This window comes from Pedobacter sp. KACC 23697, from assembly GCF_045348445.1.
Taxonomy (GTDB): Bacteria; Bacteroidota; Bacteroidia; order Sphingobacteriales; family Sphingobacteriaceae; genus Pedobacter.
The window spans coordinates 4,845,333-4,861,314 of the sequence record NZ_CP157485.1; the positions used below are offsets into that span (position 1 = coordinate 4,845,333).

Below are 15,982 nucleotides of genomic sequence, written 5' to 3' on the forward strand. Positions count from 1 at the left end.
TTGGAAATATTTAAAACTAAAGCAGCGCTTAAGGCTTTTTTACAGCCATTAAAAGCATCAGCTAAAAAAATAGCATTAGTGCCTACTATGGGGGCTCTGCATAACGGCCATATCTCGTTGATAAAACTGGCCCAGCAAAATGCCGATATTATTATCTGCAGTATTTTCGTAAACCCTACACAGTTTACCGATCCTAAAGATCTGGAAAAATACCCACGCCCTATCGAGCATGACCTGGCCATGCTGGCCGATGCCGGCTGTAACGCGGTGTTCATGCCCAATGTTGAAGAAATGTACCCAACGGGTGCTGATGAGGCCTGGCATATTGATTTAGGTAAGGCCGAATTTCTGCTGGAAGGCGAGTTTAGGAAAGGCCATTACCAGGGCGTAACGCAAATTGTAAAAAAACTGTTTGATGCTGTGGAGCCTGATGTGGCGATGTTTGGACAGAAAGATTTTCAGCAGGTACTGATGATCAAAAATATGCTGAATTATTTTAAATTGCCCATTGCCATTATTACCTGTCCTATTATCCGCGAAGATGATGGTTTAGCCATGAGCAGCCGGAATATTCATTTATCAGCCACTGAACGCGCAAATTCGCTTGTGCTGAGCAAATCGCTGCAGTTTGTTATTGATCATTTTGATGAATATTCACTTGAAACATTGATCAATCAAGCAAAGGCATTCTATCAGGATATAGAAGGGGTTGAACTCGATTATTTTACCATTGCAAACGGCAGTACACTTGAGCCAGCCAAATCAAAAGACGAAAATAACTTAGTTGCCCTGGTTGCTGCAAAAGTAGGGTCGACGAGATTAATCGATAATATGATAATTAAATAATGTAAGATGGAAGAGGTGGGATGGATGATGTAAGTTGCTGACGTAAAATGGGCGACGAGTGAAACATGTGTTCATGATTTATAGCCTGTTGTGTTAACCATCAGCCATTAAACCATTAATCATCATCCGTTTTCCATATTACATCTTCCGTTAGTGAAACTCCAAACTGATTACTAACTTTGCCAAATGGTTATCACAATATTAAAATCGAAAATACACCGTGTTAGGGTAACACAAGCCGAATTGAATTATGTAGGCAGTATTACGATAGATGAGGATTTGATGGATGCGGCTAACATTATTGCTAATGAAAAGGTGCAGATTGTAAATAATAATAACGGGGCACGTTTCGAAACCTATGTAATTAAAGGTGAGCGTGGAACCGGAACCATCTGCTTAAATGGTGCCACAGCCCGTTTAGCCCAACTAGGTGATGTGCTGATCATCATGTCATACGGCTCATTGCCAATAGAAGAAGCTAAAAAATATAATCCAATACTAGTTTTTCCCGACGATAACAATCATTTGCTAAAATAACCTTGTGACATTCGACCTTAAAACAGCGCTAAAGTTTATCATCCTGTTTTTAATAGGGATAGGGGTGTTGTATTTAGCTTTTCGGGGTCAGAATTTAGAAAAGATTTGGCAGGAAATTAAAACGGCCAATTACTTTTGGGTTGTTATTTCTGCCATTGCTGTTTTAATTGCACACGTATTAAGGGCTTTGCGCTGGCAGATGTTGTATCATTCTATCCATTACAATGTAAGCTTTTGGCAGGCGTACCATGCCGTAATGATCGGCTACCTGGCCAATCTTGCTTTGCCACGCTTTGGTGAAATTGGTCGCTGTTCCGTTGTTCATAAAGCCGCAAAGGTGCCCATGTTTGCTTCTATCGGAACCGTGATTACCGAACGGCTATTCGATGTAGTGATGCTTTTGCTAACAAGTTTGGCCATGCTCATTTTTCAATATGAGATTGTAGCCGATTTTCTTTATCAAACCATCTATCTCAATCTGGCTAAAAAAGTAAGTATGGTTAACTATTGGTGGCTGGTTGGCTTGGGTGTTGTGTTCCTGCTGCTCGCTGTTAGTGTGGTCTATTTTCTCCGTCAAAAATTTAATAAAAAATTCTTGCGTATTTTCGTAAACCTTCGTCAGGGGTTTGGTTCGTACAGTAAGCTAAAACAGAAAGGCTTATTTTTAACCTATACCCTGGGTATTTGGTTTTTCTACCTGCTTTCTGTTTATTTTGCTTTTTCTTCGATACAGGCTACTTCCGAATTGCATTTTAATGCTGCATTTACTGCCATTGTTTTTTCAGGCTTCGCAATGGCCGCCCCTGTTCAGGGCGGTATTGGTGTTTTTCATTGGATGGTTGCCCAGTCATTGGTACTGTATGGTATATCTTTTAAAGATGGCTTAGCGTACTCAACCATTATCCATTCCTCGCAGGTTTTACTGATCTTGCTTTTAGGGAGTCTAAGTTTGTTCTTTATCTTAACAAAGAAAGAACTCAGATAACGCTGTTTCTTGGGCGGTTTAATGTGTTGTTCGCTATATTCTTTTAGTCTACTTCGGCTACGCTATCATAGGTAGACTCCAATAGAATTATCGTCTCCCGGGCACGCGGAGTGGAGATATCTTTAAGCTTTGTTGTCAAGTTTAAGGATCTGCTCAGTAAGCCAGGCCTTTAAGCGAGCTCATCTTAGGTAATTTATTTCAGGTGCGCTGTAGTAAACAGTTGCTGAAGCATGTTCAGCATGACGAAGGCACCAACACAACAAAAATAAATTACTATGCAGCCATAGTAATTTCAATCAGAAATGCTACATTTGATTTACTAACCTTTTATACATAAATGTTATGCATTTTGAATTAAGTGAAGAGCAATTAATGATTCAGCAGGCTGCCCGCGATTTTGCGCAGCAAGAATTAAAGCCTGGTGTAATTGAAAGAGATGAACACCAGAAATTTCCGGCCGAGCAGGTAAAAAAACTGGGAGAACTTGGTTTCCTGGGGATGATGGTGAATGAAAAATATAATGGAAGCGGCCTTGATGCCATTTCTTACGTGCTGGTAATGGAAGAGCTTTCTAAAATAGATGCCTCTGCATCTGTGGTGGTTTCGGTGAACAACTCATTGGTTTGTTACGGGTTAGAAGCTTACGGGAGTGAGGCGCAAAAGGAAAAATATTTAAAGCCACTGGCAGCCGGAGAAAAGATTGGCGCCTTTTGTTTGTCAGAGCCGGAGGCAGGATCTGATGCCACCTCACAACGTACAACAGCAGAAGATAAAGGAGATTATTATTTGCTTAACGGTACCAAAAACTGGATCACCAACGGAAGTACCGCATCAACTTACCTGGTGATTGCACAAACCCATCCAGAATTAAAGCATAAAGGTATAAACGCTTTTATCGTAGAGAAAGGAATGGAGGGTTTTACCGTTGGGCCAAAAGAAAATAAATTGGGCATCCGTGGCTCTGATACACATTCGTTAATGTTTAACGATGTTAAAGTGCCAAAAGAAAACAGGATTGGTGAAGACGGTTTTGGGTTTAAGTTTGCCATGAAAACATTAGAAGGAGGCCGGATTGGTATTGCAGCCCAGGCTTTGGGTATTGCACAAGGTGCTTTTGAGTTGGCTACACAGTATGCCAAAGAACGTAAATCTTTCGGGAAGCCAATTGCTGAGCATCAGGCTATCGCTTTTAAACTGGCTGATATGGCGACACAGATTGAAGCCGCCAGGTTATTGGTTTATAAGGCTGCCTGGCTAAAAGATCAGGGGTTACCTTATACCCAGGCCGGCTCCATGGCAAAATTGTTTGCTTCGAAAGTGGCTATGGATGTAACTGTAGAAGCTGTACAGGTGCACGGCGGTTATGGTTTCGTTAAAGAATACCATGTAGAACGTTTAATGCGTGATGCTAAAATTACCCAGATTTATGAAGGCACTTCCGAAATCCAGAAGATGGTGATATCGAGGGAAGTGATTCGTTAGTCTTTAGTCAAAAGTCTGTAGTCCTTAGTCCAATTCGACTCATGACTACAGACTCACGACTCCGAACTAATCCTTCTCTCCGGCAACCGCACTAAATACCGCCTTGATCAGAGCGACAACTATCGCTAAAAATGCGGCAGCAATAAAACCAGAAGTGTTAAATGAAGTCATCATGTTATCAACCAGTAAAATCATTAAAACGGTAATGATAAATGATACCAATCCTAAGGTTAGGAAATTGATCGGAAAAGTTAATAGCCTCAGGATGAATCCGATTGTTGCATTTGCAAGTGCGATCAGCACTGAAGCGATAATGGCGTTTCCAAAGCCATCAATGTTTACACCCGGCACCAGTTTTGCGCCTATAAAAAACGCCAGTCCTGTTAGCAGGATTTCGATAATAAATCTCATAATTGTTATTTTTGTGAATGTTTAAACGCTATTTTGCCTATTCGGTTCTCTTTTGTGTTTCCATATCCGTGTTTTCATGCTCGAATAGAAACAAAAAACCGGTGATTAAGTTTTCTGAAGATAGCACTTCGATCATCATTAAAAACATTGATGAGGCGAGTCTCTTGCAGGTTAAAAATGCTTATCAGCGAAAAACAGATACAATTAATATGATCTCGGTGCTGATCAGGCCTGGCGATCTGGATAGTATCCAGGATGAGCAGGAAGTGCCCGGAAAGGTGGAAGTATTGGGCGATTCGCTTGTATTTAGCCCCGATCTGCCTTTTCTAAAAGGTAAAGAATATTTGGTAGAAAGTTACATTGGGGTGAAATTTGCAGCCGTTGGCGATCTGATTATGGGGAAAGGTAAGCAGAATTTGAAAGCACAGCAACAAACACTTAAACGGTAATAATCAGCATAATAATTAGTGCAGGTGTTTGATTTTTTATAAAAAATTACTACATTTGCATCGTAATCGAAGAAAAGAGAAGGGGACAATGTCCCCTTTTTCTATGAAATCAGGTTAAAATATGCAGGTAGAAAAGAGAGTTGCAGCCCTCGTAGAGGAAAAAATTGCAGATCGGCCAGAACTGTTTTTGGTTGAGGTGAAAATGTTGCCAAACAATAAGTTGATTATTCATGTTGATGGCGACGAAGGTATTAGCATACAGGATTGTGTAGCCATAAGCAGGCATGTTGGTTTTCATCTGGAAGAGGAAAATGCAATAGAACAGGCTTATAATTTAGAAGTTTCTTCGCCAGGTGTTGGTGAGCCTTTAAAATTAATCCGTCAGTACAATAAAAATGTTGGCCGTACGGTAAGTATTAAGCTGAAAGAAGGATTAAAAAAAGAAGGAAAACTGCTGGCGGTTACAGAAAGCAATCTGCTGATTGAAGAATCGGTTAAAGAAAAAGGGAAAAAAGCGGTAGCAATTCAGACAGATGTTCCGTTTAATGATATATTAGAAACAAGTGTGTTAATTTCATTTAAGTAAAATGAGTACTACAACAATTAATTTGATCGACTCTTTTCAAGAGTTTAAAGATTTCAAAAATATAGATCGCCCAACAGTGATCAGTGTGCTGGAAGAAGTTTTTCGTAGCATGTTGCGTAAAAAATACGGAACAGACGAAAACTGTGATGTGATTGTGAATCCTGATAATGGGGATTTGGAGATCTGGAGAACGAGAAAAGTGATGGAGGATGGATTTTCTGAGGATGATGATTTAGAGATTGAACTTGCTGATGTACACAAACTTGATCCGACTTTGGAAGTTGGTGACGATTATATTGAGCAGATTACCTTAGAAAGTTTCGGTCGCAGAGCGATTTTAGCCGCACGCCAAACACTTGTTTCTAAAGTATTGGAATTAGAGAAGGATGAAATTTTCAAAAAATATAAAGATCGTGTTGGTGAAATTGTAACCGGCGAGGTTTATCAGGTTTGGAAGAAAGAGACTTTGGTTTTAGATGATGAAGGTAACGAACTGCTAATGCCTAAAACCGAGCAGATTCCTGCTGATTATTTCAAAAAGGGTGATTCTGTAAGAGCAGTAATCTCTAAAGTAGAAATGATCAATGCTAATCCGAAGATTATTATTTCGAGAACGGCACCAGAATTTTTGCAACGCCTGTTTGAACAGGAAGTGCCGGAAATTTTCGACGGTTTAATTACCATTAAGAAAATTGTTCGTGAACCGGGAGAGCGTGCTAAAGTTGCGGTTGAATCATATGATGACCGTATCGATCCTGTTGGAGCTTGTGTGGGTATGAAAGGATCACGTATTCACGGAATCGTTCGGGAGTTGAAAAACGAAAATATTGATGTGATTAACTTCACCAATAATATTTCATTATACATTACCCGTGCTTTGAGCCCGGCTAAAATCACATCTATTAAATTGGATGATGAAACTAAACATGCATCGGTTTATTTAAAACCAGATCAGGTTTCATTAGCTATTGGACGTGGCGGACATAACATTAAACTGGCTGGTAAATTAACTGGTTACGAAATTGATGTGTACCGTGAAGCAGGTGAAGAAAGCGACGAGGATGTGGATTTAGAAGAATTCTCAGATGAGATTGATAGCTGGATCATTGATGAATTAAAGGCTATCGGGTGCGATACTGCTAAGAGTGTTTTAGCACTTACAGTAGAAGATTTGGTAAAACGCACCGACTTAGAAGAAGAGACCATTAAGGAAGTGGTTCAGATTTTACAGTCAGAATTTGAATAAGTGGTGTAATTGCCAAATAAACACTACTTTTGTATTATTATAAAAAATAACAGGAGCTAAATGTCAGACGACAAACCAATCATTTTAATTAAAGCTATTAAAGAACTTAATATAGGCATGGGTACGGCCGTTGAGTTTTTAAACAAAAAGGGATTCTCTGCCGAGAAAAGCCCTATGTTTAAACTTACGGGTGAGATGTATAATGCCTTATTAAAAGAGTATCAGGGAGATAAGATCGTAAGAGAAGAAGCCAAACAAATAGTGATTGGTAAAATACGTCGCGACGAGCCTGAAACTGAAAAGCCAGTAGAAGCGCCGAAGAAAAATGCGGATTTTGAAAAGAATGAGGAGATTTTAATTAAAAATACTCAATCATTTAACCCTCCGGTAGAAAAACCAAAGGCTGTAGAAACACCTAAGGTAGAAGCTCCAACACCAGCACCTGCGGCAGCAGTAGAGCCAGTAAAAGAGAATAAGGCTGAAGAAACCGGATTACCTGGAGTTAAAATTGTAGGCAAGATCGATTTAAATGATCTTAATCCAAAAACGCGCCCAGCTAAAAAAGAAGAAACTCCTGCTGCGCCAGCACCTGTTGTAGAACCAACAGTTGTTAAAGCACCAGCGCCTGTAAAACCGGTTGAACAGCCTAAAGTGGAAGAAAAACCAGTTGAGGTTAAAAAGGAAGAAACGCCTGTTGCACCAGCACCAGTAGCAGAAACACCAGTTGTTAAAGCACCTGAACCTGTAAAACCAGTTGAACAGCCTAAGGCCGAAGAGAAACCAGTTGAAACTAAGCCGGTAAGCAACGAACCTGAGGTAATTAAAGCACGTACGGTTAAATTAACTGGTCCGAATATTATTGGTAAAATTGTTTTACCAACAACACCGGATAGAAGAAACGGTCCGGTAGCATCATCTAGCGATAGTGAAGCTGCTAAACGTAAGCGTAAACGCAAGAAGACCCCGGGAGCTCCTGGTCAACCAGGCCAACAAGGTGGTCAGGGTCAGCAAGGTCAGCATAACCCTGCAGGTCAGGGTGGTGCACCAGGTCAGCCTCGTCAGCCTTACCAAGGCAACAGGCCGGGCGGTGGTACACCATATCAAGGTAACAGACCAGCCGGACAAGGTGGAACTCCTTATCAGGGAAATAGAAATAACAATAACAGGCCAGGTTTCCAAAATAGAAATGCTACACCAAGCGGACCTAAAGAAGAACCTACTGAAAAGGAAATTCAAGATCAGATTAAAGCAACACTTGCCCGTTTAAGTGGTGCAGGTAAATCGGGTAAATTTGCACAGCGTGCTAAATTGCGTCGTCAGAAACGTGATGATGTAGCATTTAATGCAGAAGAAGCCGCAAATGAGCTTGAATCGCAATCGAAAATATTAAAAGTAACAGAATTTGTTACAGCCAATGAGTTAGCGAACATGATGGATGTACCGGTTACCAAAATTATTGGTACCTGTATGAGCCTTGGTATGTTTGTTTCCATTAATCAACGTTTAGATGCTGAAACCTTAACCATCGTTGCTGATGAGTTTGGTTACGAAATTCAATTCGTAAAACCAGATGAAGAAGAAGACAATGTAATCGAGGAAGAAGATAACGAGGCTGATTTAATTGAAAGAGCTCCGGTGGTGACTATTATGGGACACGTCGATCACGGTAAAACCTCTTTGCTGGATTATATCCGTAAAGCAAATGTGGTAGCTGGTGAGGCCGGTGGTATTACCCAGCACATTGGTGCTTACATGGTAACTACGCCTTCAGGTAAAAAAGTAACTTTCTTGGATACTCCAGGTCACGAAGCCTTTACGGCGATGCGTGCTCGTGGTGCCAAGGCAGCCGATATTGCCATTATTGTTATTGCAGCGGATGATGCCGTGATGCCTCAAACAAAAGAGGCCATTAACCATGCACAGGCAGCAGGTGTACCATTGGTATTTGCTTTCACTAAAGTAGATAAACCAGGTGCCAATGCAGATAAAGTACGTGAGCAGTTGTCTGTAATGAATATCCTGGTTGAAGATTGGGGTGGTAAATACCAGTCACAGGAAATCTCAAGCAAAAGCGGCTTAAATGTTGATTTGCTTTTAGATAAGGTATTATTAGAAGCAGAATTATTAGAACTGAAAGCCAATCCGAATAAACGTGCTACAGGTACGGTAATTGAATCGGCATTAGATAAAGGACGTGGTATTGTAACTACAGTATTGGTTCAGGGTGGTACCTTAAAAGTCGGAGATCCAATCTTAGCGGGTAGCTATAGCGGACGTGTAAAGGCATTGACCAATGAGCGTGGTGCTAAAGTAGAATCTGCAGGTCCATCACAGCCTGTACAGGTTTTGGGTATGCAGGGTGCGCCTACAGCAGGTGATCGATTTAATGCTTTAGAAAGTGAAACCGAAGCACGTGATATTGCAAACAAACGGATGCAATTACAACGTGAGCAGGGCTTACGTACACAGAAGCACATTACTTTGGATGAGATTGGCCGTCGTTTGGCCATCGGTAACTTTAAAGAACTTAATATCATTGTTAAAGGTGATGTGGATGGTTCTATCGAAGCATTGTCAGATTCATTACTGAAACTATCTACAGAACAAATCCAGATCAATATCATTAGTAAAGGTGTTGGTCAGATTTCAGAATCTGATGTATTGTTGGCCTCGGCTTCAGATGCAATTATTATCGGTTTCCAGGTTCGTCCATCAACAGGTGCACGTAAACTGGCAGAAGCTGAGCAGATTGATATCCGTTTATATTCTATCATTTACGATGCTATCAACGAGATTAAATCGGCAATGGAAGGTATGTTGGATCCGGAATTTGAAGAGAAAATTGTGGCAAACGTTGAGATCCGTGAAACATTCAAAATCACTAAAGTGGGTACCATTGCAGGTTGTATGGTATTGGATGGTAAGATTACCCGTAACAGCAAAATCCGTATTGTTAGGGATGGTGTTGTAGTATACACAGGTGAACTGGCATCTCTAAAACGCTATAAAGATGATGTTAAAGAAGTGTCTAAAGGTTACGAATGTGGTTTAAATATCCAAAACTTTAATAATATTGAAGTTGGCGACATTGTAGAAGCTTACGAACAGGTTGAAGTAGCCAGAAAATTGTAATCAGTTTTTAAAATAAAGAGTTAAAAAGTGGCATCCTAAAAAGGCCACTTTTTTTATGCATAATATATTTAATCTTAAAATTATCGGATAATATTGAGTTAGCATCTTAAAAATATCGGTATTTGCAGATGATATTTATAATTATGGAAAGGTCAGCGGCACTATGGATTCGATTAACGAATAAATAATAGAGCATATAGCATCAATAACGTTGATTCCGTTTTTGTTGGAAAGAAATTATGCTGTTCTTTTTAAAATCCGATTGTATGATAATTTCATGGATGGATACTTCATATAGGTCAGCAACTTTATTTAGTTGCGATAATGAAAAATTTACCTCATTATTATTCCGCTTTCTGTAAGCAGTCCTGCTTATTTCGACATGCTATAGGCGATAAAAGTTCTATTAAATCGGTTATTGAAGGGAATCTGGTTAGGTCTTCAGAGCGTAGAATATATCTAGGTATGCATGGACAAACTTATATAGCCGTTTTCGGTACTAATCCGCCGATTACCAATCTATGTATATTGATATAATTACCTTTCCTGTAGGTAATCCGATAGTATTAGGAGGCCAGGCTGGTGAAAGATATTACCAATGGAGAGAATTACTTGCAAGATGGCCAAAAATAAGCCTATTTGTTTTAATACTTCATTCGCCTAAACAGTTCTATTATTTGTTGGCATGATTAATCCGGATTACTTTCATATTCCAATATCTTTTCATTTTTACCTTCCTATTAGCCACTTGGCTTTCGGCATTTTGTTAATCATCGAAACAATCAGAATTGAACCGGTGTACACAATAAGAAATGTCATTAATTGAACGCCTAAGAAATAATAGGCTGATTTATTTTCAAAGCTTATGTGAAGTGGCCTAAAAATTAAAGGCATTAATCTAAATACTAAAATTTGATGTACCAGATATATCCCAAAGGTGAATATGCTTGGGTTAAATCGTTTAAACTGGATTTTGGAGCCAAGTTTATATAAGAAAACAAAGCTCAGTAACGAGTAAATTATATTGGTTATCCTTAAAGTATTAAAAGGATCTGCAGGTAATAATTTAAGCAGGTAATAGCTCTCTAAACTTGCCATTGAAAAGGCTACAATTAATAATATAAAGATTAAAGTCATTGAGGTTTTGCCAACAATGGATTTAAACTGATCGTAGTATTTATTGATTTGTACACCTAACCATAAATAAAATATAAATCCAAACAAGGCTGTAGTATGCGAAGTAGGAATAACATCAATATAAAGGTTAACAGAATAAAAAAGTGATAACAATAAAAGTGCAACGCCAAGTTTTATAGAATATAAGTATTTCCTGAAAACTAGCAATATGGCTATACATATAAGGAAATTGGGTATAAACCAAAAACTTGTATTAAAAACAATATTTTCGATACTTAATAACACATTCTGGATATTTATAGAAAGGAACGGGTTATCTCCATATCTGAGATTTTTTACAATAACATCGATGTAATTGGTAATGAGCAGAATTATTACCCAAAAAAGCCAGGGTTTTAGCGTGTTTTGAATCCTTCTTTGAAGATATTCTTTCGTGCTGTATTTTGTAAATTTGTCACCGATTAAAAAACCTGCCAACAAGAAAAAAATTATTGTCCCAAACTTAAAAACCTGTAAGCTAAAAATTTGAACTATTTTTTCGTTTAGTGTATTAAATTTAGCACCAAAAAAGAAAGAACTGTGCTCCATCACAATTCCAAACATGGATATGAAGCGCAACGAATCAATGAAGGCGTAATTTATTTTAGGGGAATTTACAGTAGAAGTGCTCAAATTTAATTTTTATTAAAAACATGGTTAACGGCTTTATCGAAATTTTCTTTTTCAGCGAAGATTATCTGTTTGTAATCGTTGAATAATTGAATTTTATCTTCAAATTTATTTAAAGTTAGTGCAATTTGGTTGGCAACTACTTCCGGACTATCAACAGCCTCATTAAATTTAAAACCTTTAGGCAAAGGAACGTCATCTTGATACGCCGCAGAGCCCTGGCTTCCGGTTATTACACAACAAGACATTAAAATTGCCTCGCGTGGCATACGTTCCTGGCCTGGGTGATAGCCAAAATCAACATAAAGTTTGCTTTTGTTCATCCAATGTGCTACTTGATCGGGCGACATGTTAATCAATGCTTTCCACGATAGATCAGGGCAGAGCGCTTTCACACGCGCTAAATATTCGCCATTTTTTTTCGGATTGTATAGTATAAAATCTTCTTTTTTAACATGATTGTCTATCTTATCATAGAAAGAGTCGCTCATGTAATCAGAAATTTTCCCAATAATTTCCAGTTTATTGGTTTTTAAAAAATCCATTGAAAAATGAGAATGCGCAAGATTTAAAACTTTTTTTCTTTTTAATGCAGGGATTGTAGGGAGAGGCGCATATTTTTTTGGATTTAAATAAGACTTGATGTTGTAGAATTTCTTATGTTTTACCTTTTCCTTCGCTTCATTATAAGTAATTTGATAATTTGTAACACTTAGCCACCAAACAATTTTTTTCATGGCATTATATTCTGACTTGAAAATTGGAGCCAGATAGGTTTCTGGTAAAATGATTAAATTATTTTCACTGTTTACAATTTCATCAGTATAAGGTAAGTTATATTTCAAATAGTTTGGGTGAACAGGGTTTCGGCCTGTTTTAAAGATATAATGCATAAAAACATTAAAGCCTAAACTACTTAGTCTATGCCCAAGCTGATGAAGGGCTTCAGGACCTCCTGTTGCAAAGTTGGCCGGGCAAAAAATATAAAATGTAGCGTCTGAATTAACTTGCATTAAAGAGATATATAATATTTTGATTGTCAAAAATAATTAATTATATAGGTTTAAGAAGATTATTCTTTGATTGTTGGATATGCATTGGTTTTTTTAACAATTCAATGCCCGAAAATTTAGCCAAATCCCGAAATCTGTCAGGTAGGTTAACTTAAATGATATTTAACTAAAAACCCAAGGTATGTTTTTATTTCTGTAACAGGTACTGATTTTTATTTTATTTTTGGGCAATATGGTATCTGTAGTAATTGCGTCTGTTAATGAAGCACAGCTTCTTGCTGTTAAAGAAAATATAAAGCAAACTATTGGTGTTGAACATGAAATTTTAAGTTTTGTCAATGCTGATGGAAGAATGGGACTGTGCGAAATTTATAATCTTGGCGCAAAGCAGGCAAAATATAATATGCTCTGTTACATGCATGAAGATATTGAAATTAAGACTAGCGGGTGGGGAGAAAAAATGCTTAACTTATTTTCCCGTGAACCAAGGATTGGTGTTGCTGGTGTGGCAGGATGTGCCTATAAAACATTCACGCCTTCTGGCTGGGGAGCTGAAAGCTTTGAAGTAAACCTGGTGTTCCAAAATTACCTGCAGCATTTCAAACATGCTGCAAAACCTACAGTTCATGCTTATTCTAACCCTAATGGCAATAGTTTTGAAAAGGTAGTAACCGTTGATGGTATGTGGTTTTGCACAACCAAAGAAGTAGTAAACAGGCTAGGTTTTGATGAGCAAACTTTTAAAGGATTTCACTGCTATGACCTGGATTTTTGCTTAAACGCAAGCCAGCTTTATGATATTGTAGTAACTTTTGATGTACTGATGGAGCATTTCTCGGAAGGAGGGTATAACCGCGACTGGTTTTTCGAAACCTTAAAATTGCACCAAAAATGGGAGCACACCCTCCCCAGAACTGTGGCAGAGTTATCAGCTAAAAATATTCAACTCATTGAAAAGCGCGCCTTTAAACGTTTGCTCTCTAAACTGGTTGAGCTTAAGTTTGATAAAAAATACATATTAAACCTTTTAGATCAGTATAAGACAAAAACAAATATGGACAATAGCCTCTACTTGAAACTTAGGTATTACTTATTTGGCTTTTTATACCTTGGTAAAAAAGTAAGATGATAACCCGTTACAGCTTGTAACCAAAGGCTGCAATTTTATCTTTCCAAAATTCCAGATGTTTCTCCCAGGCATGGCAGCCAAAGGGTATGGTTTTGCGAATCAGTTTATAGCCGTACTCTGGAAAAGTTTCAATCGAAAATTTAAGTGAGGTTTTATAATCCGGAATCCTGATCCGATTCTTTTTTCGGTTGATTTCTATCGACCAGAAAAGATCCTCATTAAATGCGAGGTTTTTCAGATTAATGTAATATTGGGCCAGTGTTTTCTCCTCATTGGCCAGCTGGTAGAATAGTTTAATATTCCTGAGGGAGAAACCGCCATTCCCTGTTTTATTGTAAAATTGCTTGCTTTTAGGCAATCCGTCGCGGGTTACATTAAATTTAGTGTATAAATAGCTTTTGAAGTTATAAATAGCACGGTTCACGGCATTGTCAGGCTTTAATGGCTTAATCCAGGGGGCTCCTATATAATCGTAACCTTGTGCACACCAATAATCCAGCTCATCAGCAAAAGCAAAAGTATCTGGTTGGTAAATCAGCATGAAATTGTATGATAAAAATGCCTGATAAAACACCGGAGATAGCATGAGTGCATTGTAGCCGTGGATGCTTTCGAAAAAGTGATTTTCGAAAGAGATCACTTGACTAAAAGGAAATCTGGAGAGGAGGGGAGAAATATCCAGGCCATTGGGTTTAACTGCTATAATGGTTTTATCCCTAAAAATATGAAAACATTGTTGCAGGGAAATCAGTTCGTACTTATTTAAGTCTGTTTTGTAAAGTGGAACAATTACAATATTCTGGCTACTCATCTTGATGTTTAGCTTTTCCGGCCTTTAATTTTATGCCTTAAGCGGCGCAGTTTATACAACAGGTAAATTCTTAATCCGAAAGCCTTTTTAATAATTTCGCCCCGGTCTTTGAAAAATGGCTGATCTTCAAAAACACTTGAAAAACCTCCATCAGCAAATTTAGCAATAAATATAGGGTAGTGCTGAAACCTGATATCGGGATCGGCAAAACACCTGATATTTAAATCATGGTCTGCCCTTACTTTATATTTTAGATTATAATGGTAACGCGTAAAAATGGTTTTGGGGTAAAATATACTTTGATGGCAGATGTTAAACTTTGCTAAACGGTAGGCGGTAAATTCTCCGCCGAAAACGTTGTTGTTTATTTTACTGTCGCCGTAATAAACGCAGTTACTGTCTTTAAGCCGGAGGCACATTTCACTAAATTCCGGCAAGAGCCTGTCGTCGGCACCAAGAAATAAAACCCAGCCTCCATTGGCATACTGTATCGATTTGTTCATGGCATCGTAAATGCCCTTATCGGGCTCACTGATCCAGAAACAGACCTGGTCTTTTATTAAATCGATGGTTCCATCCGTACTGCCACCATCAATTATAATGTGTTCGATATTCGGATACGATTGGGCTTTTACACTCGCTACACAATCTAAAATAAACTTGCTGGCATTATAGGTTACCGTAATTACAGTAACCAAGGGAAATTGATTATTTTGCTCTGATGTAGAGTTGTAGTGCTGATCCATTTATTTAGCCCTTTTCCTTATGCCATTTAACATTCTAACAAAAAAAAGCGAAACTGGATTGCCCAATAGCCTGCCAATAAAAGAACCCGATAGATGAAACACAGTTGAATTGGTTTGTATCCATCTTGATCTGAAAAAGTGATTATATTTTTTAATCAGCGCTTTTCTGATGATAAAAAAACTATTATCGCGGTTTCCCCGGCTTTTATGGGTAAGGTTAAAGGGAATAACATAAGTTGTATAACCGTTTAATTCGGCTTGCAAAACCAGGTCGGTTGCATACAAATGAAAGCCTTCTAAATTGTTCGAAACTTTTAAAAGGGCCGAATTTTTAACCAGCATAAAGTTTTCATCTAGTGCCGAAACCTTTATCGGAAAGGTTCCTTTGTTCATAAAAGTGCCATCAGGATAAGAGATGTGATAAACGATGTGGTTAGGGCCGGCAGCACCGGCATTTCCACATACCGCCCAGCGAGGATCCTTTTTCTCCAGACTGGTTAAACAATTTCTAAGGGTTTCTATATCATCTTTATCGATTAATACATCCTGATGGCAGATGATAATAAATTTCCCCCGGGCATTTCTTAAAAATAAGTTAATGGCCAAAAAGGCATCGAATGTATTGCTTTTTGTATTGTCGGCATATAAATATTCACAGCTTTTTTCATCAAATCCTTTCTTCAGAAATGAGTCTAACATCTCTTCATATTCTGCCTTTCTGGTTACGAGTGTACATATCGAATACTCATATTCGTACATAGGAGAAGAAATCGATCTGGCTATATTTAAAGCTGTACCCATAA

15 protein-coding genes are annotated in these 15,982 nt (G+C 38.3%); 9 read left to right on the plus strand and 6 right to left on the minus strand.

Annotated elements, in window-relative coordinates; translation table 11 throughout:
• The 4 genes from panC to ABEG20_RS19755 all read left to right on the plus strand — a co-directional run bounded on the left by panC (window position 1) and on the right by ABEG20_RS19755 (window position 3,850).
• Complete coding sequence (gene panC / locus ABEG20_RS19740; RefSeq protein ID WP_406824943.1) at window positions 1-846, plus strand: pantoate--beta-alanine ligase; 846 nt, start codon at window positions 1-3, stop codon at window positions 844-846.
• Window positions 847-1,032: 186 nt separating this feature from the next.
• Window positions 1,033-1,383, plus strand: coding sequence for an aspartate 1-decarboxylase (gene panD, locus ABEG20_RS19745; protein WP_205057665.1), 351 nt, complete (start codon window positions 1,033-1,035; stop codon window positions 1,381-1,383).
• Window positions 1,384-1,387: 4 nt separating this feature from the next.
• Window positions 1,388-2,368, plus strand: coding sequence for a lysylphosphatidylglycerol synthase transmembrane domain-containing protein (locus tag ABEG20_RS19750; protein WP_406824944.1), 981 nt, complete (start codon window positions 1,388-1,390; stop codon window positions 2,366-2,368).
• Between the two features lie 342 nt (window positions 2,369-2,710).
• Window positions 2,711-3,850, plus strand: coding sequence for an acyl-CoA dehydrogenase (locus tag ABEG20_RS19755; RefSeq protein WP_406824945.1), 1,140 nt, complete (start codon window positions 2,711-2,713; stop codon window positions 3,848-3,850).
• A gap of 66 nt (window positions 3,851-3,916) precedes the next feature.
• Here ABEG20_RS19755 and ABEG20_RS19760 read toward each other — a convergent pair whose 3' ends face one another.
• On the minus strand, window positions 3,917-4,261 hold the full coding sequence (locus tag ABEG20_RS19760) for a phage holin family protein (RefSeq protein WP_406824946.1): 345 nt from the start codon (window positions 4,259-4,261) through the stop codon (window positions 3,917-3,919).
• A gap of 101 nt (window positions 4,262-4,362) precedes the next feature.
• Here ABEG20_RS19760 and ABEG20_RS19765 point away from each other — a divergent pair, with 101 nt between their 5' ends.
• From ABEG20_RS19765 to infB, 4 genes are all read left to right on the plus strand, one after another.
• Window positions 4,363-4,710: a hypothetical protein gene (locus ABEG20_RS19765; RefSeq protein ID WP_406824947.1), complete on the plus strand. Its 348-nt coding sequence runs from the start codon at window positions 4,363-4,365 to the stop codon at window positions 4,708-4,710.
• A 121-nt stretch (window positions 4,711-4,831) separates the two neighbouring features.
• Entirely contained in the window at window positions 4,832-5,296 is a 465-nt protein-coding gene (gene rimP, locus ABEG20_RS19770) for a ribosome assembly cofactor RimP (protein WP_406824948.1), read from the plus strand.
• Between the two features lies 1 nt (window position 5,297).
• Entirely contained in the window at window positions 5,298-6,542 is a 1,245-nt protein-coding gene (gene nusA / locus ABEG20_RS19775; protein ID WP_090503332.1) for a transcription termination factor NusA, read from the plus strand.
• A gap of 60 nt (window positions 6,543-6,602) precedes the next feature.
• On the plus strand, window positions 6,603-9,674 hold the full coding sequence (infB, locus tag ABEG20_RS19780) for a translation initiation factor IF-2 (protein ID WP_406824949.1): 3,072 nt from the start codon (window positions 6,603-6,605) through the stop codon (window positions 9,672-9,674).
• Window positions 9,675-10,403: 729 nt separating this feature from the next.
• On the opposite strand, the gene ABEG20_RS19785 is transcribed toward infB, so the two are convergent.
• Both ABEG20_RS19785 and ABEG20_RS19790 read right to left on the minus strand, forming a co-directional pair.
• Window positions 10,404-11,483 carry an acyltransferase family protein gene (locus tag ABEG20_RS19785; RefSeq protein WP_406824950.1) on the minus strand — a complete coding sequence of 360 codons (1,080 nt, stop codon included), beginning with the start codon at window positions 11,481-11,483 and terminating at the stop codon, window positions 10,404-10,406.
• A 2-nt stretch (window positions 11,484-11,485) separates the two neighbouring features.
• Window positions 11,486-12,493: a hypothetical protein gene (locus tag ABEG20_RS19790; RefSeq protein ID WP_406824951.1), complete on the minus strand. Its 1,008-nt coding sequence runs from the start codon at window positions 12,491-12,493 to the stop codon at window positions 11,486-11,488.
• 232 nt (window positions 12,494-12,725) lie between these two features.
• On the opposite strand from ABEG20_RS19790, the gene ABEG20_RS19795 reads away from it, so the two are divergent.
• Window positions 12,726-13,622: a glycosyltransferase gene (locus ABEG20_RS19795; RefSeq protein WP_406824952.1), complete on the plus strand. Its 897-nt coding sequence runs from the start codon at window positions 12,726-12,728 to the stop codon at window positions 13,620-13,622.
• Window positions 13,623-13,629: 7 nt separating this feature from the next.
• Here the strand turns inward: ABEG20_RS19795 and ABEG20_RS19800 are convergent, their stop codons facing one another.
• Genes ABEG20_RS19800 through ABEG20_RS19810 form a run of 3 tightly spaced genes read right to left on the minus strand, consistent with a single transcriptional unit; the run spans window position 13,630 to window position 15,980 of the window.
• The gene (locus ABEG20_RS19800) at window positions 13,630-14,433 is read right to left on the minus strand and encodes a DUF5672 family protein (protein ID WP_406824953.1); all 804 of its coding nucleotides are present in this window, start codon (window positions 14,431-14,433) and stop codon (window positions 13,630-13,632) included.
• 8 nt (window positions 14,434-14,441) lie between these two features.
• Window positions 14,442-15,179, minus strand: a complete 738-nt coding sequence (locus ABEG20_RS19805; protein ID WP_406824954.1) for a glycosyltransferase family 2 protein — start codon at window positions 15,177-15,179, stop codon at window positions 14,442-14,444.
• On the minus strand, window positions 15,180-15,980 hold the full coding sequence (locus tag ABEG20_RS19810; protein WP_406824955.1) for a hypothetical protein: 801 nt from the start codon (window positions 15,978-15,980) through the stop codon (window positions 15,180-15,182). It abuts the gene before it with no gap.
• Window positions 15,981-15,982: the final 2 nt, after the last annotated feature.

What these genes read in the sequence shown, in the direction of transcription:
- panD (WP_205057665.1), top strand. Translation starts at nt 1,033, where the DNA reads ATGGTTATCACAATATTAAAATCGAAAATACACCGTGTTAGGGTAACA.
- ABEG20_RS19755 (WP_406824945.1), top strand. Translation starts at nt 2,711, where the DNA reads ATGCATTTTGAATTAAGTGAAGAGCAATTAATGATTCAGCAGGCTGCC.
- ABEG20_RS19760 (WP_406824946.1), bottom strand. Translation starts at nt 4,261, where the DNA reads ATGAGATTTATTATCGAAATCCTGCTAACAGGACTGGCGTTTTTTATA.
- rimP (WP_406824948.1), top strand. Translation starts at nt 4,832, where the DNA reads ATGCAGGTAGAAAAGAGAGTTGCAGCCCTCGTAGAGGAAAAAATTGCA.
- nusA (WP_090503332.1), top strand. Translation starts at nt 5,298, where the DNA reads ATGAGTACTACAACAATTAATTTGATCGACTCTTTTCAAGAGTTTAAA.
- infB (WP_406824949.1), top strand. Translation starts at nt 6,603, where the DNA reads ATGTCAGACGACAAACCAATCATTTTAATTAAAGCTATTAAAGAACTT.
- ABEG20_RS19790 (WP_406824951.1), bottom strand. Translation starts at nt 12,493, where the DNA reads ATGCAAGTTAATTCAGACGCTACATTTTATATTTTTTGCCCGGCCAAC.
- ABEG20_RS19795 (WP_406824952.1), top strand. Translation starts at nt 12,726, where the DNA reads ATGGTATCTGTAGTAATTGCGTCTGTTAATGAAGCACAGCTTCTTGCT.
- ABEG20_RS19800 (WP_406824953.1), bottom strand. Translation starts at nt 14,433, where the DNA reads ATGAGTAGCCAGAATATTGTAATTGTTCCACTTTACAAAACAGACTTA.
- ABEG20_RS19805 (WP_406824954.1), bottom strand. Translation starts at nt 15,179, where the DNA reads ATGGATCAGCACTACAACTCTACATCAGAGCAAAATAATCAATTTCCC.
- ABEG20_RS19810 (WP_406824955.1), bottom strand. Translation starts at nt 15,980, where the DNA reads ATGGGTACAGCTTTAAATATAGCCAGATCGATTTCTTCTCCTATGTAC.